25 protein-coding genes are annotated in these 26474 nt (G+C 37.3%); 15 read left to right on the forward strand and 10 right to left on the reverse strand.

Annotated elements, in window-relative coordinates; all coding sequences use genetic code 11:
• Positions 1-6: 6 nt before the first annotated feature.
• Both EGI26_RS19290 and EGI26_RS19295 read left to right on the forward strand, forming a co-directional pair.
• On the forward strand, positions 7-585 hold the full coding sequence (locus EGI26_RS19290; RefSeq protein WP_255080711.1) for an HD domain-containing protein: 579 nt from the start codon (positions 7-9) through the stop codon (positions 583-585).
• A 116-nt stretch (positions 586-701) separates the two neighbouring features.
• Positions 702-2135, forward strand: coding sequence for a metallophosphoesterase family protein (locus EGI26_RS19295; protein ID WP_255080712.1), 1434 nt, complete (start codon positions 702-704; stop codon positions 2133-2135).
• Positions 2136-2239: 104 nt separating this feature from the next.
• Here EGI26_RS19295 and EGI26_RS19300 read toward each other — a convergent pair whose 3' ends face one another.
• The 5 genes from EGI26_RS19300 to EGI26_RS19320 form a co-directional block, all read right to left on the reverse strand.
• Positions 2240-2635: a hypothetical protein gene (locus tag EGI26_RS19300; RefSeq protein ID WP_255080713.1), complete on the reverse strand. Its 396-nt coding sequence runs from the start codon at positions 2633-2635 to the stop codon at positions 2240-2242.
• A complete protein-coding gene (locus tag EGI26_RS19305; protein ID WP_255080714.1) occupies positions 2632-3123 on the reverse strand; it encodes an SRPBCC domain-containing protein in 492 nt (163 codons plus the stop codon). The genes EGI26_RS19300 and EGI26_RS19305 overlap by 4 nt, the downstream gene beginning before the upstream one ends.
• A gap of 6 nt (positions 3124-3129) precedes the next feature.
• On the reverse strand, positions 3130-3438 hold the full coding sequence (locus EGI26_RS19310; RefSeq protein ID WP_255080748.1) for a helix-turn-helix transcriptional regulator: 309 nt from the start codon (positions 3436-3438) through the stop codon (positions 3130-3132).
• 104 nt (positions 3439-3542) lie between these two features.
• The gene (locus EGI26_RS19315) at positions 3543-4634 is read right to left on the reverse strand and encodes a glycosyltransferase family protein (RefSeq protein WP_255080715.1); all 1092 of its coding nucleotides are present in this window, start codon (positions 4632-4634) and stop codon (positions 3543-3545) included.
• Between the two features lie 97 nt (positions 4635-4731).
• Positions 4732-5541 (reverse strand): UDP-2,3-diacylglucosamine diphosphatase, encoded by an 810-nt coding sequence (locus tag EGI26_RS19320; RefSeq protein WP_255080716.1) that lies wholly within the window; start codon positions 5539-5541, stop codon positions 4732-4734.
• Between the two features lie 179 nt (positions 5542-5720).
• Between EGI26_RS19320 and EGI26_RS19325 the strand changes: the two genes are divergently transcribed.
• From EGI26_RS19325 to EGI26_RS19385, 13 genes are all read left to right on the forward strand, one after another.
• Positions 5721-7289 carry a GH3 auxin-responsive promoter family protein gene (locus EGI26_RS19325; RefSeq protein WP_310587975.1) on the forward strand — a complete coding sequence of 523 codons (1569 nt, stop codon included), beginning with the start codon at positions 5721-5723 and terminating at the stop codon, positions 7287-7289.
• Between the two features lie 86 nt (positions 7290-7375).
• Positions 7376-8479, forward strand: a complete 1104-nt coding sequence (locus EGI26_RS19330) for a rhodanese-like domain-containing protein (RefSeq protein ID WP_255080717.1) — start codon at positions 7376-7378, stop codon at positions 8477-8479.
• Positions 8480-8489: 10 nt separating this feature from the next.
• Positions 8490-9692: an MFS transporter gene (locus EGI26_RS19335; RefSeq protein ID WP_255080718.1), complete on the forward strand. Its 1203-nt coding sequence runs from the start codon at positions 8490-8492 to the stop codon at positions 9690-9692.
• 147 nt (positions 9693-9839) lie between these two features.
• A complete protein-coding gene (locus EGI26_RS19340; protein WP_255080719.1) occupies positions 9840-11870 on the forward strand; it encodes a heavy metal translocating P-type ATPase in 2031 nt (676 codons plus the stop codon).
• Between the two features lie 265 nt (positions 11871-12135).
• Entirely contained in the window at positions 12136-12507 is a 372-nt protein-coding gene (locus EGI26_RS19345; RefSeq protein WP_255080720.1) for a hypothetical protein, read from the forward strand.
• A 77-nt stretch (positions 12508-12584) separates the two neighbouring features.
• Positions 12585-13448 (forward strand): DUF3347 domain-containing protein, encoded by an 864-nt coding sequence (locus tag EGI26_RS19350; RefSeq protein WP_255080721.1) that lies wholly within the window; start codon positions 12585-12587, stop codon positions 13446-13448.
• Entirely contained in the window at positions 13445-14896 is a 1452-nt protein-coding gene (locus EGI26_RS19355; protein WP_255080722.1) for a multicopper oxidase family protein, read from the forward strand. The genes EGI26_RS19350 and EGI26_RS19355 overlap by 4 nt, the downstream gene beginning before the upstream one ends.
• A 48-nt stretch (positions 14897-14944) precedes the next feature.
• Entirely contained in the window at positions 14945-15676 is a 732-nt protein-coding gene (locus tag EGI26_RS19360) for a hypothetical protein (protein ID WP_255080723.1), read from the forward strand.
• A gap of 18 nt (positions 15677-15694) precedes the next feature.
• Positions 15695-16255 carry a DUF2911 domain-containing protein gene (locus EGI26_RS19365; protein WP_255080724.1) on the forward strand — a complete coding sequence of 187 codons (561 nt, stop codon included), beginning with the start codon at positions 15695-15697 and terminating at the stop codon, positions 16253-16255.
• Between the two features lie 243 nt (positions 16256-16498).
• Complete coding sequence (locus tag EGI26_RS19370; RefSeq protein ID WP_255080725.1) at positions 16499-16705, forward strand: heavy metal-binding domain-containing protein; 207 nt, start codon at positions 16499-16501, stop codon at positions 16703-16705.
• Between the two features lie 3 nt (positions 16706-16708).
• Positions 16709-18949, forward strand: coding sequence for a multicopper oxidase family protein (locus EGI26_RS19375; RefSeq protein ID WP_255080726.1), 2241 nt, complete (start codon positions 16709-16711; stop codon positions 18947-18949).
• A gap of 179 nt (positions 18950-19128) precedes the next feature.
• Positions 19129-19569: a hypothetical protein gene (locus EGI26_RS19380; protein ID WP_255080727.1), complete on the forward strand. Its 441-nt coding sequence runs from the start codon at positions 19129-19131 to the stop codon at positions 19567-19569.
• Positions 19570-19614: 45 nt separating this feature from the next.
• Positions 19615-20979, forward strand: a complete 1365-nt coding sequence (locus EGI26_RS19385; RefSeq protein WP_255080728.1) for a glycoside hydrolase family 140 protein — start codon at positions 19615-19617, stop codon at positions 20977-20979.
• 70 nt (positions 20980-21049) lie between these two features.
• Here EGI26_RS19385 and EGI26_RS19390 read toward each other — a convergent pair whose 3' ends face one another.
• From EGI26_RS19390 to EGI26_RS19410, 5 genes are all read right to left on the reverse strand, one after another.
• On the reverse strand, positions 21050-22588 hold the full coding sequence (locus EGI26_RS19390) for a glycerol kinase GlpK (RefSeq protein WP_255080729.1): 1539 nt from the start codon (positions 22586-22588) through the stop codon (positions 21050-21052).
• A gap of 48 nt (positions 22589-22636) precedes the next feature.
• A complete protein-coding gene (locus EGI26_RS19395; protein WP_255080730.1) occupies positions 22637-23104 on the reverse strand; it encodes a TonB-dependent receptor plug domain-containing protein in 468 nt (155 codons plus the stop codon).
• Positions 23105-23134: 30 nt separating this feature from the next.
• Positions 23135-24094: an ABC transporter permease gene (locus EGI26_RS19400; RefSeq protein WP_255080731.1), complete on the reverse strand. Its 960-nt coding sequence runs from the start codon at positions 24092-24094 to the stop codon at positions 23135-23137.
• Positions 24095-24293: 199 nt separating this feature from the next.
• Positions 24294-25778: a sugar ABC transporter ATP-binding protein gene (locus EGI26_RS19405; RefSeq protein WP_255080732.1), complete on the reverse strand. Its 1485-nt coding sequence runs from the start codon at positions 25776-25778 to the stop codon at positions 24294-24296.
• Positions 25779-25834: 56 nt separating this feature from the next.
• Positions 25835-26440, reverse strand: coding sequence for a DUF2291 family protein (locus tag EGI26_RS19410; RefSeq protein ID WP_255080733.1), 606 nt, complete (start codon positions 26438-26440; stop codon positions 25835-25837).
• Positions 26441-26474 lie beyond the last annotated feature (34 nt).

A 26474-nucleotide genomic window follows, 5' to 3' on the forward strand; every position in this document is an offset into this window, starting at 1 on the left:
CAACACATGAAAAAATCTAACAAAGCTATTATTTCAGAAATCAAATATTTGTTTTTCAAAAATGGTGGAGATGAATATTTTGGTGAAAAAGTGAGCCAATTTGAGCATGCAGCTCAAAGTTTGATGTTGGCCATAAGTGAGGAGGAATCCATAGAAATGCAGGTGGCGGCGTTTCTTCATGATATCGGTCATTTGTTAGATACTGAGGAAGAAAATGCCATGGAAGTTTATGGAAGAAAAGACCACGAAGCTGCTGCCAAAGTTTGGTTGAAGGAGCGAGGCTTTTCCGAAAAAATCCAGACCGTTGTAGAAAACCATGTTCCAGCCAAGCGATACCTTTGCTATAAAAATCCAAGTTATTACCAAGACCTCTCCGAGGCAAGCAAAAAGACGCTTGCTTTTCAGGGAGGTATTATGAAAAAAACTGAAGCTGAAGAATTTGAAGGTCAATCTTATTTTGAAGAAAGTATAAAACTCAGACATTGGGACGATAAAGCTAAAATCGCTAATATTGAAGTGCCAAGTCTGGAGGATTGCTTGGAGATCGTCACCAAGTATTTAGAAAGAAAAAGAGTTGAACTTTAAACAAAATAGAATATTCAATCTATCATAAATGAAACATCCACGAAAAGTTTTTAGACAGACAATGGAATGATTATTTCTTTGCGTCTCTGCGACTTTGCGTGAAAATATAAACATAAATGAAAAACTTTAAAATCTTATTTTTGGCCTTTTTGTTCATCATAAATGGAAATTTATTTGCACAAAAAGATGACAGTTTTATCGTAAGGCCTTACTTGCAAATCGGGCCAAATCCCAATAGTCAATCCATAGAAATATTATGGCAAACTGCCCAAGTAGATGCCCAATGGAGCTTGGAATACAAAACAGCTGAAAATGGAACTTGGACGAAAGCAAACCCACCATTGATGTCTGAAATAAAAGCCAAAGGAATAAATCCAAGATATTTATTTACTGTTACTTTAAATAATCTACAACCAGGTCAGGAGTTTTTCTACAAAGTAATGAGAAACGGCAGCGATCAATTTGCCTCAAAAGGTAAAACTTTAAAAGCCGCTGACCAAGCCTATAAATTTATAGCATTTGGCGATATCGGTGCCAATACCCGTGAGCAAAAAGATATTGCGATGCAAGCATTCAAAACCAATCCAGATTTTGTGGCGGTTACGGGTGATATAGTTTACAATAGGGGATTAATTACTGAGTATGATTCAAAGTTTTGGCCGATTTATAATGCTGAAAAAGCAGACACCAATGGTGTGCCGATGATGAGTTATATTCCTTTTGTTGCTGCTCCTGGAAACCACGACATAGAAACCCGAAACTTAGATAGTTACCCTGAAGCTTTGGCCTATTATATGTTTTGGAGCCAACCTCTAAATGGCCCACAAAAACCAGAAGGAAGTGTACTTGTGCCTCATCTTATAGCCAATGACGAAAATCGGGCTTCTTTTTTGAAAAGTGCAGGAAGCAAATACCCCGCTATGGCCAACTTTTCTTTTGATTATGGCAATGCCCACTGGACGATTCTCGACTCCAATCCTTATGTCGACTGGACCAACAAAGAAATTCTCGATTGGGTAGAAAAAGACTTGGCGGCGGCCAAAAACGCCACTTGGCATTTTGTAATGTTTCACCATCCGGGTTTCAATTCATCAAGAGCACATTACGAACAACAGCACATGCGTTTGCTATCACCCATTTTTGAGAAAGGTGGCGTAGATGTCGTTTTCAACGGCCATGTACATAATTATCAACGTTCGTTTCCGCTTACCTTCAAGCCAGATGACAACGGAGACATAGTTGCCTCTGAGGACTTGAAACGTGTTCGTGGCAGAATAGTAAGTGGCAAATGGACTTTGGATAAAAAATTTGATGGCAAAAAAATAAAGTCTCCTCAGGGTGTTATTTATATAGTTTCTGGTGCTGGCGGAAATGATTTGTATAACGTAGACCAAACAACCGATACCGACAATTGGATGAAGTTCACGAGCAAGTTTGTTTCGGATGTTCATTCCTTTACCTTGGCGGAGGTAAACGGCAAAACGCTAGAAATAAAGCAAATAACCGCAACAGGGAAGGTTTTAGATAAGTTTGTGATAGAAAAAAAGTAGATTGAGCCTCAAAGAAATCTTGGTAAAGCATGCTTGAATTAACAAGCATGCCTAAACTTGATTGTTTTAGAAATGTCATTTGCTTACAAAAATGACATGTTTTTTTAAACTTTACTTTTTTTATCTAAATACAACTTTCCTCCCAGCCAAGCACTCGGGAGGGAAATCACGATGATAGCAATGTTGTACCATGGCAAAGCTTGATCCCACATGGCCGCCGCACCTGCAATACTCAATACTGTACCTATAATGCCTATTATAATTACATGTTTCATCGGCTTGTTTGGAGCCAATTTTGCGGTCAAATAGCACCCCATAACATTAAAAACGAAACGATAAATAACTACCAATGCTACTATTAAGGTAGAATTTTGTTTGAAGTTTTGCATCGACATTATACCCAACGAATTCAGTAAAAAGTCTGTACCCAACGACAAAACGGCTCCCAAAACAAATCCAGCAAGAATTGCCAAAGTGCTTTTCAAAATTGAGTTTTTCATATTTTGTTTTCTTTAAATAATACCACCAATTGCTCTATACACATCGATATGCCTTGTTCAAAGCCCATTTCTACCAATTGTAGCACTTCTGCTTCGGTCTGATAGCTGATTTTGAACTCCACCAAAGTCCCGTTTGATGTTTCAGTAAAAACAGTTTTACCTCTCGAAACCGGTAAGTCGGTGTTGACAACTCCGTTTTCGTCACAGAAACTATCCTCTAACTCAAAAAACTTCTGAGGTTCAATGGCCGTATAATTCATTCTTCCATAACTTTTCTCGTTTTCAGGACTCACCATGGCATACAACCAATATCCACCCACGACAAAATTCATGGTTTTGGTTTCAGCTCGCCAAGGCGATGGTCCCCACCAAAGGTCAAGCAGTTGACTTTCGGTGTAGGCTCGCCAAACTTTTTCTAAGAGAGCATTAAATTCTCGCGAAACCAAGATTGATTTTTCTTTGAGGTTTTTTACTACGTTTGTTTTCATATTGTTTTATTTTAGGGTGTTCAATACCTTTTCTAATTGGTCAAATTTGGTTTCCCACATTTGTCTGTAGGGTTCTATAAAATCTGCCACCTCTTTCATTTTTTCTATTTGCAAATGATAGAATATCTCTCGGCCATGGTGTTGCTGTTTCACGATTTCACATTCGGTAAGTACTCTCAAATGCTTGGAGACCGCCTGACGACTGATTTCAAAATGCTCCGCCATAGCGTTTGGCGTTAAAGCACCCAAGGCAACAAGGCCTATGATGGCTCTACGGGTAGGGTCAGCGATTGCCTGAAAAACATCTCTTCTCATCATAGAATATATTTACGAAACCATTTGGTTGCAAATATAGGCATATTATTAATTTCCCAAAATATTTTGGAAAATTTTTATGAAATCAGAAAGGAATGGAAAAACTAAATTTGTAGAATTTTTTCTGAATTGGAAGCAACATTGTTTAATCCCAATTCTCTCATAAAGATGCTTTCTGATTGATTTATCCAATCTTGATGGTTGCGAATTGTGTCTTGTTTTAGATATTCCATGAATAGGTTTACATCAATTCGTGGAGCATAAATTCCGGCTCCTGCACGTTCGGCATCGTGGGCATTGCAGAGTTGTTCGTAGTGTTTTTTTATGGGAACCATCAAGGCGGGTTTACCCAAATACATGGCCTCGCAGATAGATTCAAAGCCAGCGGTACTGATAATTCCGCTACATTTGGTCATTTTTTGAATGAAAACTGAAGATGAAATCGGATTGATATGGACGTTTCCTGGAACTTCGTTTATCACTTTATCCACAAAAACTTCAAATTGCACCTTTGAGTTTTCTTTGGCATATTCAAAAATTTCACTCACCAATTCGGCTTGGGTAAGATATACCAATATATAACCATGGTTTTCTGTAGAATAATATACCAGTTCGTTTCTTAACAGCGGTGGCACTGTTATAATACCTTTGTCGCTTGGAAATTCGCTAAAAGATAAAGCCAGTAATTTATCAGCTCCCAGAGCTGTAATTCTAGTATTAAAATTTACGATTTGTTTATCAAACCAATGATTTTTAGGATGGTTGAAGTTTCTGTTTAAAAGCAAATATTGGTGACCAATACACATTACTTGGGCTTTGGGATTACAAAAAGCGGTGTATAATCCTCCCAAAAAATCATAGAAATTGATGATGATGTCTGGCTGATGTTGATCAATTATTCTTTTGATTTTACGGATGCTCGAAATGTATTTTCGGAGATTTGGCAAGGCATTTTTTACCGTTTTGGGCAAACTGAGGGCTTTTGTCTTGGGGTCATAAACCAAACTAGGACTTTGAAAAGTCTCCATTTTGAAATTCCCTTTTTCCTCCAATAGTACGGGAAGTTTTTTTGGATTTATAGTGCCCACAAGTGCAACAGCGACCTCATGACCATTGCTCATGAGCATTTCTGCCAATGAAATAGCCTGAGTTTGATGTCCCCTTCCTTCACCCTGAATAATAAATGCAAATTTCATAAATGCTTTGGTTTAACCGCTAAGGCACTAATACGCAAGGGTTTATTCTTTGAATGCGTTTTAATAATTAGGGATGTTTGTTTACAAAATATTGGTTTTAAACTGCCTTTGGCCAATCTTCTAAAGTGATTTTTTCATTCTTAAGTGGGATTTCGATTTTGGGAACTGTGTAGAAATACACCAAACTCCACTCATGGTTGTGGTCTTCAACAAGAGCAGAGAGTGATTCTACCCAATCGCCCGAATTCATATAGGTAATGCCATCAAATGTCTTAATGTCTGGTTTGTGAATATGCCCGCAGATGATTCCATCACAGTGTCTGGCTTTGGCCAATTCCGCCAATTTTTCTTCAAAGTCTGAAATAAAATTGACCGCCATTTTTACTTTTTGCTTGATAGATTGCGAAAGTGAAAAATAAGGCAAACCTCTAAAACTGCGGTATTGATTATAAAACTTGTTGATCCAAAGCAGAAAAGTATAACCAATATCTCCCAAATAAGCCAGCCATTTCATGTGTGAAGTGATGGAATCGAATACATCGCCATGGGTTACAAAAAACTTCTTTTTGCCCGACCGCAACACATAATCGCGTCTGATTTGAAAGTTTTTGCCGACCACCAAAGGCATCACCTGATCCAGAAAATCATCGTGATTACCACGAATATAAATCACTTTTGTATTGTCTTTTTCCATCATGCGGAGTACCACTCTCAGAAAACCCGTATGTTTTTTCCTCCAAGTACCGTATTTTTTCAACTGCCAACCATCGATGATATCGCCATTCAGAATCAGTTTTTCGCAAGAAAGTTGTTTCAAAAATGTAGTAGCATCTTCAGCTTTGGAGCCGCTTGAACCAAGATGAACGTCAGAAATTACGACAGTTTTATATTTTTTTATTTCCTCCAAAACACGTAAAATTTAAATATTCAAAACTACGCTTGTTTTGTTATTAAATAATAGTCATAATATTAGGAAATAGTTATTAATCAGTGTTTTATGTGATTTCTTAATGAAAATAAAACAATTTCTTTACATTGAATACCCCTTATAAACCTACAGTTCATTTTAATTTTGCGAATGCTAAAATGTTCAAAATAATTATGGCCTTGTTGGGGAGTATCATCAAAAGAAGTATTGCTATAACAGCCAATATTAAAAAAATCAGGATTGTTAAACCCGCTAAGCATCAACGAAAGGTGCTTTTCAAATTGTTAAAAAAAGCACGGAAGACGGAGTTTGGACGGCTTTATAATTTTGAGAAAATTGCGGGTATTCGAACCCTAAAAAAAGAACAGGCCATTTATAAAGACTTCAAAGAAATAGTGCCGATTCATGACTATAACAAGATGTACAATGAATGGTGGGTAAAAGCCCGAAACGGCGAGAAGAACATCACTTGGCCAGGCAAAGTCAAATATTTCGCCTTGAGTTCGGGAACTTCTGAGGCTGCTTCTAAGGCCATTCCAGTGACCAAAGCCATGATAAAAGCCATTCACAGAGCCAGTATTGCTCAGATTGTTACGCTTGGTCATTTTCGAGATTTGCCCAAAGAAACTTTTGAAAAAGGGTATTTGCTCTTGGGCGGTAGTACCAGACTCAACCAAATTGATGACCATTTTGAGGGCGATTTAAGTGGAATTACGGTCGGCAAAATACCATTTTGGTTTGAGAAGTTTTTTAAACCCGGCAAAGCCATCAGCCAAGAAAAAAGTTGGGAGAAAAAATTACAAGAAATAACCCTTAACGCACCGAATTGGGATGTAGCTTTTGTGGCTGGGGTACCGGCCTGGATTCAAATTCTTTTTGAGCGAATAATTGCCTTCCATAAAGTCGAAAATATACACCAAATATGGCCTAACTTGGTTGCTTTTGGCTGGGGTGGCGTTTCGATAGATCCTTATAGAGAGGGATTTAATAAATTGCTGAACCTTACAAAACCTTTTTATTATTTAGAGACTTACTTAGCCTCAGAGGGTTTTATAGCCTATCAATCCCGACCAAATGGCCACTTACAAATGGTGCTAAACAATGGCATTTTTTATGAGTTTGTTCCTTTTACTGAAACCAATTTTGACGAAGAAGGAAACCTAAAACCCAAGCCAGAAACCTTGATGATCAACGAAGTAAAAGAACAAACAGAGTATGCTCTTTTGATGAGTACATGTGCGGGAGCTTGGCGATATTTGATAGGCGACACCATAAAGTTTATAGATAAAAAGACTGCTGAAATCGTAATTACAGGTCGTACAAAACACTTTTTAAGCCTTTGTGGAGAGCATCTTTCTGTAGAAAACATGAACAAGGCCATTATGGAAGTGGCCGAAGAAATGCAAATCACGATCAAAGAATTTACAGTTATTGGTAAAAAATATCCGCCTTTATTTGCCCATCAATGGTATGTGGGCAGCGACAATTGCTTAAACGAGAATGAATTGGCTCAAAAACTGGATGAGAAAATCAAGCTTCTAAATGACGACTATGCGACAGAAAGAAGTCATGCTTTGAAAAATATTTTTTGTAAAGTACTGCCAACTGCTGTGTTTTTAGACTGGATGAAAAGCCACGGAAAAGAAGGCGGACAGCATAAATTCCCACGTGTACTGAAAGGAAAAATGGCCGAAGATTGGGAGAATTTTCTTCAAAAAGTCGTTTGATTTTTTTTGTTTAATAATCTGCTTTTTATCATTTGTTAATTTTTGCCAAAATTAGGGCTTCTACATTTGTTTAAAATTTAAACATAATGGAAGCAATCAAAACTATTAATGTCAATACTTTACGTAATTGGATTGAAATCGGGCAACCGATTTTAATCCTCGATATACGTCCTATCTCGGAAAGAGCAGAATGGCATATTCCTAACAGTATTCATTTTAACGCTTACGACAAGTTAAAAAACAATGATTTTGGTGCCTTTAGTAGTTTACACCTTGATAAAAGTGTGCCCGTTGTCACTTACTGTGCAGGTGGCAAAATGAGCTTGGTAGCGGCTGAAATGCTTAAAACGCAAGGTTATGACACTTATTCATTGGAAGGAGGCTTAAAAGCGTGGAGTTTGGCTTGGAACACTGCAACCATTAATTTCCCAAATTTTGATGTAATTCAATTTCGGAGAACAGGAAAAGGATGTTTATCATACATGATAATTGCTAATAATGAAGCTATTGTAGTAGATGCTTCTTTGGATATAAACGTGTATGAGCAATATCTTAATGCCAATAATGCGGTTTTAAAATGTGTTATAGAAACCCACACACACGCAGACCACCTCTCTAGGTCGAAGGAATTGGCTGAGAAAAATAGTGCGGCCTTATTTTTACCCGCTAACAATAACCTACGTTTCGAGTATCAACCCATCGAAAATGAAACTGTTTTCAATCTTGGAAATATTACAGTTTCAGCCATTTCAACAGCAGGGCATACTTTGGAAAGTATGAGTTTTAACATTGATAATAAAGTATTACTAACTGGTGATACCTTATTTATAAATGGTGTTGGAAGACCCGATTTGAAGGCAGATAGCGAAGGAATGAAAGTAAAAGCAAAACTTTTGTACCAATCACTTCAAAAATTATTGAGCCTTGATGACGAAATAATTGTATTACCTGCCCACACAAGTCAGCCTATTGATTTTGATAATCTTTTGATTAATAGTACATTAAGAAAAGTAAAATCAATTCCTCTCTTGCAATTGAATGAAATAGATTTCATTGAAACTATCATTAGTCGAATTCCCGCTACACGAGCCAATTACCTTGTAATTGTTGAAAAAAATCTTCAAGGCGATTTTAGCGACATCAACCCAATAGACTTAGAAGCGGGAGCTAACAGATGTGCTATTTCATAAAATCATTATCATGGAAAATATAAAGTTTGGATTAAAAGAAAATTGGAAACAGTTTTCACTTTTGGTGGTCATCAATGCTTTTGTTGGCGGAATGATAGGTTTGGAACGTACTGTTTTGCCTGCTTTGGCAGAACAAGAGTTTGGTATTTCTTCCAAAACAGCCATTTTTTCGTTCATTGTGGCTTTTGGCATAACCAAGGCCATTTGTAACTATTTTACAGGTAAATGGGCCAATGTCTTAGGCCGAAAAAATCTCTTGGTCATCGGCTGGATTTTTGGTTTGCCTATTCCTTTTATACTGATTTTTGCCAATTCATGGAACTGGATTATCTTCGCCAACATATTGTTGGGTATCAATCAAGGCCTCACTTGGAGCATGGCTGTAGTAATGAAAATAGACCTGGTAGGCAGCAAAAAACGAGGACTCGCCGTGGGAATCAACGAGTTTGCTGGTTATGTTTCGGTCGGAATTGTTGCTTTTTTGACTGGCTATATCGCTAGCCATTATGGCCTCAGACCTTATCCATTTTACCTTGGAATCATTTTTTCAGTATTAGGCCTGTTTTTAAGTTTGGTATTTGTAAAAGACACCAAGCAATATGTTAGAAATGAGGCAATTGAAAGTAAAATTGCTTTACTTTCCAATATTTTTATCGACACCACTTTTAGGCATAAATCGCTCAGCGGTATTACACAAGCTGGGCTTGTGAATAATCTCAACGATGGCATGATTTGGGGTTTGTTACCCTTAATTTTACTCAAATTGGCGTTTTCTTCCTCGCAAGTGGGCGTTTTGGCAGCCATTTATCCAACGGTTTGGGGTCTAAGCCAACTTTTTACTGGAAAACTCTCTGACATTTATTCTAAAAAATGGCTACTTTTTATCGGGATGTCCGTTCAAGCCTTGTCTATTTTAGCTTTGCTATTTGCAGATTTATTTTGGCATTTTGCGGCTATTGGCACATTGCTGGGGGTGGGTACAGCTTTGGTTTATCCTACTTTTATCAATGCCATTTCAGTGTTTACGCATCCTTCACAACGGGCCGAGAGTTTGGGTACATTTAGGTTTTGGAGAGATTTAGGATATGCGATTGGAGCTATAACAACGGGTTTGTTGGCAGATAGTTTTGGAATTAATTTTAGCATAGCCTTTATAGGGATTCTTACAGCTTTGTCGGCTATGGTGGTGGTTTTTAGGGTAAAGGATGTTTGATTGGTGGTTTAGAAAGTTTAAATTTAAACCATAAGGAGTTTTGAATTATTCTTATTTTTGAAAGGCAATTTAATTTAAATTTCCTTTTTGAAAACCTGTTGCACTGCTTATCCACCTACATTTGTTCATATAAAAACTTTCTGGCACATGGATTCGAATCATATACACACTTACGACGACCAAGGCAAGATGACCTGCTGTTCGGAAGAAGAAAAAATTAATAATTTGGCCAACACTTCTCCGACAAAAATTGGTGGCTGCTGTGCGGCGGACGAACATAATCATGAGCAAGAACATAATCATGTAGGAGCAAGCATGGGTGTTTCCAAAATGTTTATGCCAGCCATTATCAGTTTAATATTGTTGCTAGTGGCCATTGCCTGTGACTACTATTTCTCTCAATCTTGGTTTACAGGTTGGCTAAGAATCCTTTGGTATGCAGCTGCTTATTTGCCTGTTGGTTTTCCTGTGCTGAAAGAGGCTCTCCAAAGTATTCTAAAAGGCGAAATCTTCTCAGAATTTTTGTTGATGTCTATAGCTACCGTTGGGGCTTTTGCCATCGGTGAATATCCCGAAGGTGTGGCAGTGATGTTATTTTATTCGGTAGGGGAGGTTTTTCAAGGATTGGCCGTAAAAAGAGCCAAGGCAAATATTAAAAGTTTGCTCGATCAAAGACCAGATGAGGTTACGGTTTTGCAAAACAATGAAGCCAAAAGCATAAAAGCCGCCAAAGCAAATATTGGTGATATAATTCAACTAAAAGCGGGTGAAAAACTGGGTTTGGATGGCGAACTATTATCCGAAACGGCCTCATTTAATACAGCGGCTCTCACAGGCGAAAGTATGCCCGATACCAAATCCAAAGGCGAAACGGTGTTGGCTGGAATGATAAATCTCAATACCGTTTCTCAAGTAAAAGTTACGACTAATTATAAAGATAGCAAATTGAGCAAAATCTTGGAAATGGTGCAAAATGCCACAGCTCAAAAAGCCCCCACTGAGTTGTTTATCAGGAAGTTTGCAAAAATTTACACACCAATTGTCGTGCTTTTAGCGATTCTCATAACTGGATTGCCTTACTTCTTTGTAGAAAATTATGAGTTCGGTCAGTGGTTATACAGAGCATTAGTTTTCTTGGTTATTTCTTGTCCTTGTGCCTTGGTTATCAGTATTCCTCTGGGCTATTTTGGTGGAATTGGTGCAGCTTCTAAAAACGGAATTCTGTTTAAAGGAAGTAATTTTTTAGACCGAATAGCCAATATCCAAAATGTTGTAATGGACAAAACAGGAACCATGACGGAAGGTGTTTTTCAGGTTCAAGAAGTTGTTTTCATTTCTAATTTTGACAAAAATAAAATTTTACAAATGGTCAATGCTTTGGAAAGTCAAAGTACACATCCTGTGGCCACTGCCATTCATGATTTTGTGGGTAAAATAGATTCAAACATTGAACTTAAACAGGTTGAAGAAATAGCTGGGTATGGGTTAAAAGCCAAAGTTAATGGAAAAGAATTATTGGTTGGGAATTTCAAATCGATGGATAAGTTTGGTATTGGTTATGACTTTGACCCGAATACCATAGTGTATACTTTGATAGCCATAGCGTATGACAAAAAGTTTGCTGGCTACCTCACCATAGCTGATATTATTAAAGAAGACGCACAATTGGCTGTCAATAAACTCAAAAAATTGGGTGTAAATACCACCATGCTGAGTGGAGATAAAAGTTCTGTGGTAAAATTTGTTGCGGATAAATTGGGAATAATAAATTCGTTTGGCGATTTGTTGCCTGAAGACAAAGTGAACAAAGTAAAAGAACTCAAAGCCTTAAACCAAACGGTAGCTTTTGTGGGTGATGGCGTAAATGATGCACCAGTGGTGGCTCTAAGCGATGTGGGTATTGCCATGGGAGGCTTGGGAAGCGATGCCACCATTGAAACAGCCGATGTAGTAATTCAAGACGACATGCCATCAAAAATACCGATGGCTATCAACATTGGTAAACAAACCAAGCGAATTGTTTGGCAAAATATCACAATGGCATTTGTAGTTAAAGGTGCTGTTTTGGCACTTGGAGCGGGCGGTTTAGCCACCATGTGGGAGGCGGTTTTTGCCGATGTAGGGGTGGCATTATTGGCTATTTTGAATGCTGTCAGGATTCAAAATATGAAGTTTTAAATCGGCAGAAATTTGGACAAATTTTAAGTTTACTTACTTGATTCCGTTTCTAAAAAGTCTGTACTTTGTTTGGTTTTGTCTCAAAATGAGCATTTTGTGTTTTTATTAAGTCTAATTTGTGTATAATTAAAAATCATTTTAGAAATAATTAAAAAATAGAATTAGGTGAGATTTTGCAAATAAATGTGGATCAACAAAAATATCTGTTCGGCTTTTTCTAAATTATTGGAAACATTTTTTATTTTTGCTCGTTGTTCTTATTCAAATGACTAAATTTTTCAAAATACTGTTCGCACTTATAATTCTAGGGACTTCGTTTAGTTCATTAGACGCTGTGGCTTGCGGTAAAATGAAAGATACTTCTGAAAAAAAGTCTTGTTGTAAATCTGGAAAGAAGGACTGTTGTAAAACAAAAAAAGTAGCTGAAAATCAAAAAAAGCATGATGATTGTGGTGGAAATTGTAACCATCCATCTTGTAAATGTGGAGCCTTATTTTCCCTGTCTGTTTTACCAGCAACCTTAGAAATCAAATACGATTTTCAATTTTTATACAAAGAAATTTCGATTTCTTTCCTTCACGTTTCAGATACAACCGCTGGTTTTTACAGCAATTGGCAACCTCCAAAAATAAGCTGATTATTTCTTCTCATGGGATAATTACGTCTTTTTGAGACTGTTAACCCCTTTTTTTTACATTATTTTAATTTTTTCAAATGAAATCGATACCAAAAATATTGATAACAATCTTCATATTGTTGTCAGTTGTAGCATGTAAAGCTCAAATAAAAAATGCCTCTTCAGAAACTGTGAAAATTTATGGAAATTGCGAAATGTGTGAGGCAACCATTGAAAAAGCGGGCAACGTAAAAAAAATCGCAGAGGTAGATTGGAACGAAGAAACCAAAATGGCTACACTTACTTTTGATTCAAAAAAGACCAATCGAGATGAAATTTTAAAACGGATTGCATTGGCTGGCTATGACAGCGACAGCTATCTCGCTCCGCTTGATACTTATTCCCAGCTACCTTCTTGTTGTCAATATGAAAGGAAAGCAAAATTGACGGAAAACAAAGAATCTGTTGTAGCCACAGTTTCTAAAACTGACATGCATGACCATGCGGACATGCCGGCACAGAAACAGGAAATACAAACTTTGAAAGCAGTTTTTGATAATTATTTTGCTTTAAAAGATGCTTTAGTAAAAACAGATGGGGAGCTAGCATCAAGCAAAGCTGGCGTACTATCATCAGCAATTTCTGCTGTAAAAATGGAAAAACTTACGGCTGAAGAACATACTGTTTGGATGAAAGTGGTGAAGGATTTAGGCCTTGATGCTGGGCGTATTGCAGAGACAAAAGATCCCACTCACCAAAGAGAGCATTTTATTGCTCTTTCAAAAAGCATGTATCAGCTGACAAAAGTATCAAAGCAAGCATCGCCTGTTTATTATCAATTCTGCCCCATGGCCAACGACGGAAAAGGAGCCAATTGGCTTAGCAAAGAAAACTCCGTAAAGAACCCATATTATGGTTCTATGATGTTAACCTGCGGTAGTACAATAGAAACTATAAAATGAAAAGAAAAGATTTTTTAATGACCTTAGGATTTGGTTCAGCGAGTTTGCTCACATCTTCAGGTATTTTGTCCTCGTGTATGAGCGGCATGAACCATGGTGATGCCGTTGTTCCTCAAGTAAATGCCGGATTGTTTATTAATCCTTTAAAAATCCCCAAAACGGTTTCTGGAAATACATCTTTAGTAGCTCAAAATACTTCAGAGGCTCTTTTGTCGGCATCAAAAGTAAATGTGCTGGGTTATGGAGAGGGCATTTTAGGACCCACCATCAGGGTAAAAAAAGGAGAAAATGTGAATATCAATTTGCTCAATAAGTTATCAGACCATTCGAATATCCATTGGCATGGCCTAAAAATCCCTGCCGAGATGGACGGGCATCCCGACCAAATGGTGATGACAAATGAGACATTCAATTATAAGTTTTCCGTCAACCAACAGGCAGGATTAAATTGGTATCATCCACACTTACACGAATCTACTGGAGAGCAAGTTACGCAAGGCTTGGCGGGGCTTTTCGTTGTGGAGTCTGATGAAGAAAAATCATTGGCATTGCCTAGTGGCGAATTTGAAGTGCCTTTAATAATTCAAGACAAAAGAATAGCAAGCGATGGTACAATAAAATATAGCCCGACCATGATGGAAATTATGTCGGGTTATTTGGGAGAAAATATACTGGTCAATGGCACACATAAACCATTTTTAGATGTTTCCACCCGTTTTTATAGGTTCAGAATTCTAAATGGTTCTTCTGCAAGAATTTATAATTTAAGTCTCAGTAATTCGGCTGAATTTTATGTGATTGGTTCGGATGGCGGAATTTTGCCTCAGCCAGAAAAAGTAAAAAATGTCATTTTGGGTTCGGGCGAAAGGTTAGATATTCTGGTAGACTTTTCGACAATGAAGGTTGGAGAGGTGGTTTTCCTAAAAAGCGAGACATTTTTTACAATGGGAAACGCCCAAGGCAATCAACCTTTTGACATCTTGGCTTTTAATATTAAACGGCAAGAAAACAATACGTTCAAGCTGCCGAGTACTTTAATTCCAGTTCCGAAACTTCCTTCGACTAGCAATAAAAGGGTTTTTACGCTGAAAATGGATATGATGAGCAACGAGGGTATGCACAAAATCAATGGAAACGTTTTCAAATCAGGAAGGATAGATGAAACGGTTACTCTTGGTTCTACTGAGCTTTGGGAGTTTGATAATTCTACCGGTGATGAAGCCCATCCTATGCATGTTCATGGAGTTATGTTCCAAATTGTATCGCGATCTGGTGGAAGAAAGGCTATTCTACCGCATGAAAAAGGATGGAAAGACACGGTTCTGGTAGCTCCGGGTGAGAAAGTACAAGTTGCAATGACATTTGAAATCAAAGGAAAATTTGTACTCCACTGTCATAATCTGGAGCATGAAGACGATGGAATGATGTTAAATTTTGAAGTAAAATAGCATTTCATCTGTTTTTAATTATCCAGCAAAATAAAATAAACCAATATAATGAAGAAAGGCGAGTTTCAAAGGAAAATCAGGAAAGTACACCGTTTTTTAGGAGTTGCTTTAGGTATTCAGTTTCTGTTCTGGACGATGGGCGGTTTGTATTTCAGTTGGTCTGACATGGACGAAATTCATGGCGATCATCAAAAAGCTCATATTCATCCCTTGGGAGCTGACCTCGATTTAGCAAGTCCTCAGGCTATTATTGAAAAAATAAAAGTCAAAGACAGCATAAATTTTGTTTTTGACTTGAAATTGATTCAGATTTTTGGTGAGCCGCTTTACCAAATTACTTACTCCAAACTACATGATAGAGACAAGAAAATTCAGCTTGCAAATGCACAAACAGGAGAATTGCGGAATGCTTTAACTGAAAACGAGGCTGTAAATATTGCTAAAAATAGTTTTTCTAAAGAGGCTGAAATAAGCAAAGTTGAATATTTAACGACGACAAATGGCCACCATGAATATCGCGAGCAGCCCTTACCGGCTTATGCCGTTACTTTTGGACATTCTTCTGGTACCACTGTGTATGTGGCTGCTGAGTTAGGAACTGTCCAAAAATTCAGAAACAACAAATGGAGAGTTTTTGATTTTTTATGGATGATGCACACCATGGACTACCAAAGCAGAGACAATATCTCTAATTGGTTATTGAGAGCGTTTTCTGTGTTCGGTCTATTTTCGATACTCTCTGGATTTATTCTGTTTTTTGTAAGTCGTAAAAGAAAATAATATTTAAATACTAAAAAAATGAAAAAAAACATCTTAATCGTTTTGAGCGTAATTTTATCAAACTATGTGTTTGCTCAGCACGAAAACCATCAGCCCAAAGCCGATACTGCCAAAACAGCCGCAAAGCCCAAAAGCCCCAAAATGACTGCCATGGCAATGGTGGGCGGCAATCATGTACATATTGAATACGGCTCACCAAGTGTAAGAGGGAGGTCAATTTGGAACGGACTGGTGGCCTACAACCAAGTATGGGCAACGGGAGCCCACCATGCTACTTGGATTGATTTCTCGCAAGATGTAATGATTCAAGGCAAACATATTCCAAAAGGGAGATATGGCTTTTTTACTATTCCCAACAATAAAACGTGGACGATTATTCTTAGCAAAACTTGGGATATGCACCTTGCGGATGATTACAAACAAGAAAACGATATTTTAAGATTGAGCGTGAAACCAAGCAAAAGTAAGAAAATAACCGAGGCATTGACTTATAAAGTATTGGCTACAAATGACAAAAAAGGAAAAGTAAAAATGAGTTGGGAATATTTAAGTGTAGCCTTTGATTTTGAGAATATGTAGTGAAAGAAATTGCTATTCTAGGAATGAATCTTTATTTATTTTGATTTTCTAAATAGCCGAAAATTAATAACCCCAGAGGGGTTAGATTATGTTAATTGTAAATAACCATAAGAAAACTAGAACCCTGTAAGGGTTCAACTTACTGCCATTGCGATAATTTAGTCGGATGCCAAAAAAAAATTCAGACCAGTTCAAATAGTTTTTTAAGAAAATCTTTATCAAAAATCGTTGTAAATAATTGAAATGAAAAATTTAATAATTGTTGCCTTAATATTAGTGCTGGGGTCTTGTAATTCAGCCAAAAACGAATCTACAAAAGTGACCCAGTCTTATTCTTGCCCAATGCATCCCGAAATCATTGGCAAAGAAGGCGAAAAGTGCTCAGATTGTGGAATGGATTTAACCGAGCCTGTTACTCAAAATCCAGATTCCACTTCGGTTAAAAAGTAAATCATGAAAGCTAAATGTCTGATCGTTTTGTTGTTATTTTCAATTGCGGTTGCTGGTCAAAAAGTGGTTCGGTATGATTTGTATGTCAGAGACACCATTGTCAATTTTAATGGTAAGGAAAAACGTGCAATTGCTGTAAATGGACAAATACCTATGCCCACACTCACTTTTACAGAAGGTGACACGGCAGAAATCCATGTCTATAATGAGTTAAAGAAAACCACCTCGCTTCACTGGCATGGTTTGTTATTGCCCAACAAAGAAGATGGTGTGCCGAATTTGACACAAATGCCCATAAAACCCAATACCACACATATTTATAGATTTCCAATTATTCAGCACGGCACACATTGGTACCACAGCCACAGCGGTTTGCAGGAGCAAATAGGTATGTATGGAAACTTTGTGATGCTAAAAAAACCAAAAGACCCAACATTTAGAAAAGGTATAGATGATTTGCCAACCGTTCCGATAGTACTGAGCGAATGGACAGACTATAAACCTGAAAACGTGCATAGAATGTTGCATAATGTCACGGATTGGTTCGCAATAAGAAAAAATGCCACACAAAGTTACGCGGAGGCTATTAGAGCGGGGCATCTAAAAACCAAACTACTCAATGAGGGCAAACGAATGTTGGCCATGGATGTAAGTGATGTCTATTACGACAAAATTTTCATGAATGGAAAACCATCAACTGACATAAAAATCATAGATGGAAAGCCTTTGAAAGCTGGAGATAAAGTACGCTTGAGAATTTCTAATGGAGGAGCATCTTCTTATTTTTGGCTGAAATATGCTGGAGGTAAAATGACGGTAGTGGCCAACGATGGCAACGATGTAGAACCTGTAGAAGTAGATAGATTCCTCATTGCGGTTTCAGAAACTTACGATGTGGTGATTAGCATTCCAGCCGAAAGTACGGCTTTTGAATTTTTGGCTACCACCGAAGATCGAACAAATTCGGCATCTATATATTTTGGAGATGGAGTGAAACAACTCATTTCGCCCATGCCACGACTCAAATATTTTGAGGGAATGAAGATGATGAATTCTATGATGAAAATGAATGGCAATTTGGATGATATGGGTATGAAAATGAGCCTCAACCAAATGGATATGAACGTTGTAATGTACCCTGAAATTACTGGAAATTCTAAACCAAAACAGACAGAGGATGATCCAAACAGGTACAATGCCAACAGCCTTGCAGACATCGTTACCCTCAACTATGCAATGCTAAAATCTCCAACAATAACCAGTTTGCCCGATAATGTGCCTGTCAAAGAACTAAAGTTTGAACTCACCGGCAACATGAATCGGTACGTGTGGAGCATGGATAACAAGGTTGTTTCTGAATCAGACAAGATATTGGTTAAAAAAGGGGAAAACGTAAAAATCATAATTTACAATGGCTCTATGATGCGTCATCCTATGCATTTGCATGGTCATGATTTCAGGCTTTTGAATGGAAAGGCAAATCATGCACCGCTGAAAAACATCGTGGATATAATGCCTATGGAAACAGATACGCTTGAATTTAATGCCAATGCTGAGGGGGACTGGTTTTTTCATTGCCATATTTTATACCACATGATGAGCGGAATGGGAAGGGTTTTTAGCTATGAGAATCAAGCTCCAAATCCTTTAATTCCAAATCCTAAATTGGCCCAAAGAAAATTATTTGCAGACGATAGAGGGTTTCATCTAATGGCCGAAAACGATTTTGCTACCAATGGCAACGATGGCATGTGGATGATTCAAAATACCCGGTGGATGCTGGGAACAGAATGGAGACTCGGATATCATGATCAACACGGCTATGAGACCGAAACGCATTTAGGTCGATATTTGGGCAAAATGCAATGGGTAATGCCATTTATAGGATTTGATTGGCGGTACCGAAAGTTTGACATGGATGAAATGGGTATGATCAAGTATGAAAAGAATGTATTTGGGCAAACCAATACGAAAGACAATCGCCAACAGTTTAGCTTGGGTTTAGCCTACACTTTGCCCATGTTGTTTATTTTGCAAACCGAGGTTTACCACGATGGAAACCTGAGGGTTCAATTGATGCGTGAGGATATTCCGATTGCTAAACGTCTCAGAGCCAGTCTGATGGTAAATACAGACAAAGAATATATGGCTGGTCTCAAATATATTATAAACAAAAATTTAGGAACAAATTTACATTATGACAGCGATATGGGGCTTGGAATTGGTGTGGTTTTAAATTATTGAATCTGTTTAGAAAGCTAAATAAGATACAGTTGTTTTAAAATTTGGGATTGTAATTTTGTCAAAAATACTATTGATTTAACCAGAGATTTTTTTTGACGCTCCTTAAATGGGTTTAGAATTGAAATTGAAAAAAAATAACTATTTTCGTATTCCTTAAACAATTCAACCAAAATAAAAATATGAAATTCTTCTTTGGAATTATTCTTTTCCTATGTGTTTTTTGTGCCTGTGAAAAACAATCTTCGCCATCTTTAGAAGGTACGTGGCAACTGATATCAGCCACCTCTACCGAAAAAGACTCTACTTTTTCAACTTTCAATCCGAAGGTGAAAATGATAAAAATAATTAATGCCAGCCACTTCGCTTTTTTGAGTCACGACATCACTGGTGCCAAAGATTCCACCAAAGTAGCTTTTACATCTGGTGCGGGAACTTATACATTGAAGGACAGTACTTATACCGAGAATCTTGAATATTTCATTGACCCGCAATGGGAAAATCACAAATTTGAATTTGTGGTAAAAGTCCAAAATGACACTTTGGTTCAGAAAGGCGTAGAGAAACTAGAGAAATTGGGCATTGATCGGATAATCGTTGAAAAATATGTGCGAGTTAAATAATCAAAACTGCAAATATTTTTTTAACCGAAATAAATCAAACTGAAGATGAAAAAAATATTTTTGACCTTAGTTTCTCTATGCGTTTTTGCACAAGTTCTTCTGGCTCAATCATTCACTGTTAGTGCCAACAAACGATATCTTTTAAAAGATGGAAAACCGTTTGTTTGGGTAGGGGATACGGCTTGGGAATTGTTCCACCGATTGGATAGAGAAGAAGCTACTTTCTATTTGGGAAAGCGTGCCGTTCAGGGTTTTACGATAATTCAAGCAGTGGCATTAGCTGAAATGGACGGTGTCAATAAACCGAATGCTTATGGCGAAAAACCATTAATAGATAATGATCCAACTAAACCGAATGAGACGTATTTTAAGCATGTAGACTTCATAGTCGATAAGGCCAATGAACTTGGTCTAAATATTGGACTTTTACCTACTTGGGGCGACAAGGTTTTTAAAGACAGATGGGGAGCTGGACCCGAAATTTTTAATGAAGGTAATGCCAGAATCTATGGTAAGTGGATTGCCAACCGATATAAAAATAGAACAAACATTATCTGGGTAATGGGTGGCGACAGAAACCCAAGACCTGGAACTTCCGATGAGGCAATTTGGAATGCAATGGCAGTGGGTGTGGTAGAAGGTTTGGGAGGAAACGATAAAGGATTGCTCACCTATCATCCACAACCCAACAAGGAAGGTTCTAGCGAATGGTTTCACAACCAGACTTGGTTTGATTTCAATATGTTTCAAACGGGCCACTGTCGAGATGCGGCGGTTTTTGATCGTATAAAAAGCTCTTATGACAGATTTCCCATCAAGCCAGTTATTGATGCTGAACCCATTTATGAGGACCATCCCGTTTGTTTTAATGCCAACGAAAACGGTACAACCAATGCTTATGATGTTCGAAAAGCCATTTATTTGGATGTTTTCGCTGGGGCTTTTGGCTTTACTTACGGTTGTCATGATATTTGGCAAATGTATTCTCCAAGAAACGAAGGCGTGAACGGGCCTAAAACTTACTGGCATTTTGCTTTGGATTTACCTGCGGCTAAGCAAGTCAAGTTTTTGAAAAAACTCATAGAATCAAGGCCAATTTTGGAAAGAATTCCAGATAAAGATTTGATTTTGGAGAATGATTTGACGGCTTACGAAAGAATTCAAGCTACCCGTGGCAATGATTACGCTTTTGTTTATAGTATTATGGGTAAGCCATTTACCCTACAATTGGGGAAAATTTCAGGAGAACAGAGCACGGCTTTTTGGTACAGTCCTCGAAATGGAGAAATAAAGGATGCAGGAAAGTTCGAAAATAAAGGCTCTAAAGTTTTCACTCCTCCAAGCTCAGGATATGGGCAAGATTGGGTGCTCGTGGTGGATGATGAAGCTAAGAAATATCCTAGAATTTGAATTAGAGAATAGATCCTTTTTATTCCTTCACAGTTTATTGACTATCTCAAAAAATAGAGGCTATGACTTTCTATATTTGAATAGATTGGATTTTTGTTTTCCAACCCTCGTAGCCTATTTTCACAATTTCATTGGAGTGATTGGGTAGGATTTTTTGAGTTTTAGATTGATTAAGTTTCTTCAATTGTTCGATGTTATCGTAAATCCCACTTTGCAAACCTGATAAATAAGCCGCACCCAGAGCTGATACATCAGGGTTTTGTTGTTTTTTTAATTCAATACCCAGTAAATCAACTAAAAACTGCAAAACGAACTGGTTTTTTGTTAATCCGCCGTTTACCGAAATAAACTTTAAAGGAGTGTTCATATCGTTTTCCATGGCGGTCACCACATCTTTTATTTGGTAAGGAATACTCTCTAGAGCGGCTCTCACTATATGATTTTTTGTTGTGCCAAATGTCATTCCTTCTATTGAAGCTTTGCGGTTCATTTGCCAATGAGGAGCCCCCAAACCACTGAAAGATGGAATTAAATATACGCCAGCATTGTCGGGAATTTCTGTGGCCATTTTTTCTGTTTCGGTTACATCTTCAAAAAGATTTAGGCTATTTTTGAGCCACTCGATGGTTGAGCCACACGAGACTATGGCTCCTTCCAAGGCAAAATCAACACGATTTTCAGTACTCCAGCAGATGGTGCTGAGCATCCCATGTTTTGAGTTAACTGGCTTCGAACCTGTGTTCATCATTATCGAACTTCCAGTGCCTAGGGTTACTTTTGCTGTCCCTGCCTCAAAGCATCCTTCACCAAATGCCGCAGCGTGGGAATCGCCAATCATTGCATGAATTGGGAGTGGGGAATTTGGAATTCGGAATTTAGAATATTCGTTTGCTATTAATTCCCAATTCCAAACTCCGAATTCCGAACTCGATGGGCAAACTTCGGGTAAATTGAGTTTTTCTAAACCCCAAAGTTTCAGAATTTCTTGGTCCCAACTTAATGTGTGAATATTGAAGAGAAGCGTTCTATGGGCATTGGTATAGTCGGTTTTGTATGATTTGCCATTGGTCATTTTGAACAATAACCAACAATCAATTGTACCAAAATACACCTCTCCTTTTTCAACTTTTTCTTTCAGAGAAACATCGTTTTCTAATAACCAAAGAAGTTTTGTTGCGGAAAAATAGGGGTCAATGATGAGCCCTGTTCTGGTATTTATAAAATCATTTTGGCCTTTTTCTATTAGTTTCTTACAAATGCCAGTTGACCTTTTACATGCCCAAACCACGGCCGGTGTCAATGCTACTCCTGATTTGTCCCATAGTACGAAAGTCTCTCGCTGATTTGAGATTCCGCAGGAAGCTATGTCATTGACATCATGTCCTTTATTTTTGAAATCAATCAAACAGACTGAAACAGAATCAATTACGTTTTCATAGATATCTTCTGCATCTTGTTCCACTAATCCATTGTCGAAATAATTTGTATGTAAATCTACATGGCCTTTGGCTACAGCATTGCCTTCATTATCAAAAATAATAGTTTTGGTAGATGAAGTTCCTTGGTCAATGGCCAATACGAATTTTAAAAATGAAGGAGACTCTGACACGTTTTGATTAATTAGAATAGCTTTTGATATTATGTCTGAACAGAATAATTATTTTGCATTATTTAATGTTATAATTATTACTCCATTAGAGCCTCTGACACCATAAATTGCTGTGCTGCCAGCGTCTGTAAGTGCGGTTACTCTTTTTATGTTTATGGGGTCTACAGCTGAGTAAGCAGAAGAATAACTAGCCATCGGCGATCCATTTACTACAAAAAGAGGTTCAAGCGACCCAGTTTGAAACGAGTTTACTCCTCTTACTCGTATTGTGGCCCCAGAGCCTGAGCCGGTAACATTCACCCCAGCTAATCCACGTAAATGATCTTCTAATGGCAAGATGGTTTTTTTGTGCTCGACAGAATTGCTAGCTCCGGTTTTATTACGTGCTGAAGTAGTTGAGTAACCATCAGTTATAGTTTCAATTTCATCCACCGTTTGCGGAGGAGCAACTTGTCTAGAACAAGAACATAGAAATACACCAAACGTAAAAACTAAAATTAATACTGAGTTTTTCATGATTAATAATTTAATTAGTGTTTAAAAAATTTATTTCCTCTTACTTTTTTGATCAATAATAACTGCCAATAATATAACTAAACCTTTCACCACTTGTTGCCAAAATGGCGAGACATTGAGTAGTACTAGTCCATTGTTCAAAACTCCAATTATCACTGCACCTATCACAGTGCCAGTAATAGTACCTAAGCCACCCGAAAGTGAAGTGCCTCCAATAACTACTGCTGCGATAGAATCCAATTCATAGCTCGTGCCGGCATTGGGTTGAGCAGAGTTTAATCTTGATGAGACCAAAATCCCTCCAATCGATGCCATAACTCCTGAAATGCCATATACAAGCCATTTTACGTTACTTACGTTTACACCAGAGAGTAAAGCAGCTCTTTCATTGCCTCCTATGGCGTAAATATGTCTTCCAAAGGTAGTTTTTTTTGTGATAAAAAGTACAATTAACACCACAAATGTCGAAATCCAAACGGGTACAGGAATACCCAAAAACCAACCAGAACCGATAAATTCGAATGATGAGCCAAGGTTGGAAATTGGAATTCCTTTTGTATATAACATGGTGAGGCCTCTTGCCATGGTGAGCATGGCCAAAGTAGCAACAAATGGAGGCAAAGAGAATTTGGTAATAACCCATCCGTTAAATAGTCCGAGGGCGAGCCCAACCAAAAGGGTAATCATTATACTACCCAAAACGGTAAAGCCCATAAAGGTGTCGAAACTACCAAACTCAACGCCGTTTTTGAGTAATCCAACTCCCAACGCAGAGGAAAAAGCGAGAACAGAACCCACAGAAAGGTCTATGCCAGAGGTGATTATGACAAGTGTCATACCGACCGAAATACAGACATTTACGGATATTTGCCTGAGGACATTCCAAAGGTTAGTGCCTGTTAAGAACTTATCAGAGAGCAAACTGAGCAATAAGCAAAGTATAAAAAGCCCTATAAGTGATTGCGATTTTTTGAGTATTTCTTTATTCATAGTTTTTTTTTTGGGAAGTATTTAACTGTGAATTATGAATTTGGTGCGACGTTTCGCTGAGATATCATTCAAAATTCAAATTTCATAATTCAACATTCATAATTTATCATTCAAAATTCATAATTCAAATTTCATAATTCACAATTCATCATTCATAATTTATCATTCATCATTAAGCGTTCATCATTCATAATTAAAATTATCCAATTGCTGCTTTTAATAATTTTTCTTCTGTTGCTTCTTCAGCACTAAATTCACCGCTGATTTTTCCATCTGCCATAACCAGGATTCTGTCTGAAATGGCCAAAAGTTCTGGTATTTCTGAGGACGCCACTATGATGCTCAGACCTTCAGAAGCGAGTTTTTCTATCAATTTGTATATTTCATTCTTGGCATTTATATCAATTCCTCTCGTTGGCTCATCCATTAAAAGTATTTTTGGTTCTGTGCTAAGCCACTTGGCCAGAACAACCTTTTGTTGGTTACCGCCACTTAAGTTTTGACACAAAGTGTGTATGGTAGGCGTTTTAATATTTAGTGATTTTACATAAAGTTCTGCCTCGGCATTCTCATTTTTAGGTCTAAGCAAATCAAATTCTGCCAGGGTGGTAAGGCTAATATTTTTTCCGATATCCATTTCCAGTACCAATCCTTCTGATTTTCTGTCTTCTGTTAAAAATGCAATACCTTTTTCTATGGCATTTTTAGGCGATTTAAGATTTAGACTTGTCCCATCAATTTGAATTTCTCCAGAAATTTTATCAGAATTCAGGCCAAATAAGGATTCTAATAATTCGGTTCTTCCAGCACCCATGAGTCCAAATACACCTAAAATTTCCCCTTTTTTTAGGTTCAAATTTATGTTTTGAAGCCGATTCTTGTTTCTTCCGGAGTCAAGGAGGGAAAGGTTTCTTACAGACAATAAAACATTTTGGTCAATTCTCTTTACTGCCTTGGTTTTCTTCAAAACTTCCCTTCCCACCATCATTTTGATGAGTTCTTGCTCCGAAATATCCTTTAACTCACCAGAGCCGATGCTCACGCCATCTCGTAAAACTTCGTATCTGTCTGCTATTTTGAACAGCTCATCCATTTTGTGTGAGATATAAACTATAATTTTACCTTCATTTCTGAGTGTATTGATTATCAAATGGAGTTTGTCAATTTCTTTGTCACTCAGGGCCGAAGTTGGTTCATCCATGAAAATGATGTTGGCATCAAAAAGTAGCGATTTCGCGATTTCAACCAACTGCTGTTCGCCTATTTTTAGATTCTTTATTTTGGTTTTGGGTGAATAATCTAAACCAACTTTTGACATTTGTTCGGTCGCCAATTTCTCCATTTTTTTGCTTTCCAAAACACCCCAGTCATTGGTTATTTCATTTCCAAGAAATAGGTTTTCTGTAATATTTAAATCAGCAATCAAGTTAAGTTCTTGATGAATAATTGCAATGCCAGCCTCTTGAGAATCGGTGATTTTTGAGAATTTTTTAGCTTCGCCACAGATTAATATTTCACCATCAAAGTCGATATAAACACCACTTAGAATTTTAAGCAGAGTCGATTTTCCAGCTCCATTTTCTCCCAAAATAGCTGTCACTTTTCCGGGTTGGAAACGCATACTTACTCCATCCAAGGCTTTTACACCAGGGAATGATTTTGATATATTAATAGCTTCAAGCATAATTATAGTGTTGAGCCATGAGTGATAGGTGTTGAGTTTTTGACATTTGGATTTGTTTATTTTCTGATTGTTATTGGCGTGAATGTCAATTTCGACAAATCCGTATCTTTTTTACCAAGTTTAAAAGCAACTTTTGCACTTATTTTATCTCCAGTTTTCAACTCGGCCGTTTCAATAGGGATTTTTTGCTCTCTAATGATTTCGTTTAGAGCTTCCGATAAGGCATTAAATTCCGATGTCTTTTTATAGTCTGTGAGTTTAACAAGTTTAGAAGCATCTCTTATAGCATTTCCAAAAATAAACATCAAATCAAGATGATATTGTATGCCATTTTTGCTTTTCACCATAATTTCACTTTTGTCGATAGTTATAATTTCTCCTTCAATATTTGCCATAAAATAGGCCGAATTTCCTATTCCGAGCCTATTTCCATATTTTAAAAAAGCAGCTTCCCCATTTTGCGATAAAGCTATTTGTAAACTATCTAAGTCGATAGCGTTTATTTGCAAAATATCCATGTAAAGTTTGGTCGCAATAGGCTTGAAATCAATATTTTCGGTAGATTTTGAAGTCCGTAAACTTAGCTTTTCAAAATACACAGAATTATAAATTATCAGGCCAATAACCAAAAAAAAGACAGTTTTTATAAGAGTTTTTGTCATATTTCTTAATGATAAATTATGATTGATAAATTTT

The organism is Lacihabitans sp. CCS-44, from assembly GCF_024343735.1.
GTDB lineage: Bacteria > Bacteroidota > Bacteroidia > Cytophagales > Spirosomataceae > Leadbetterella.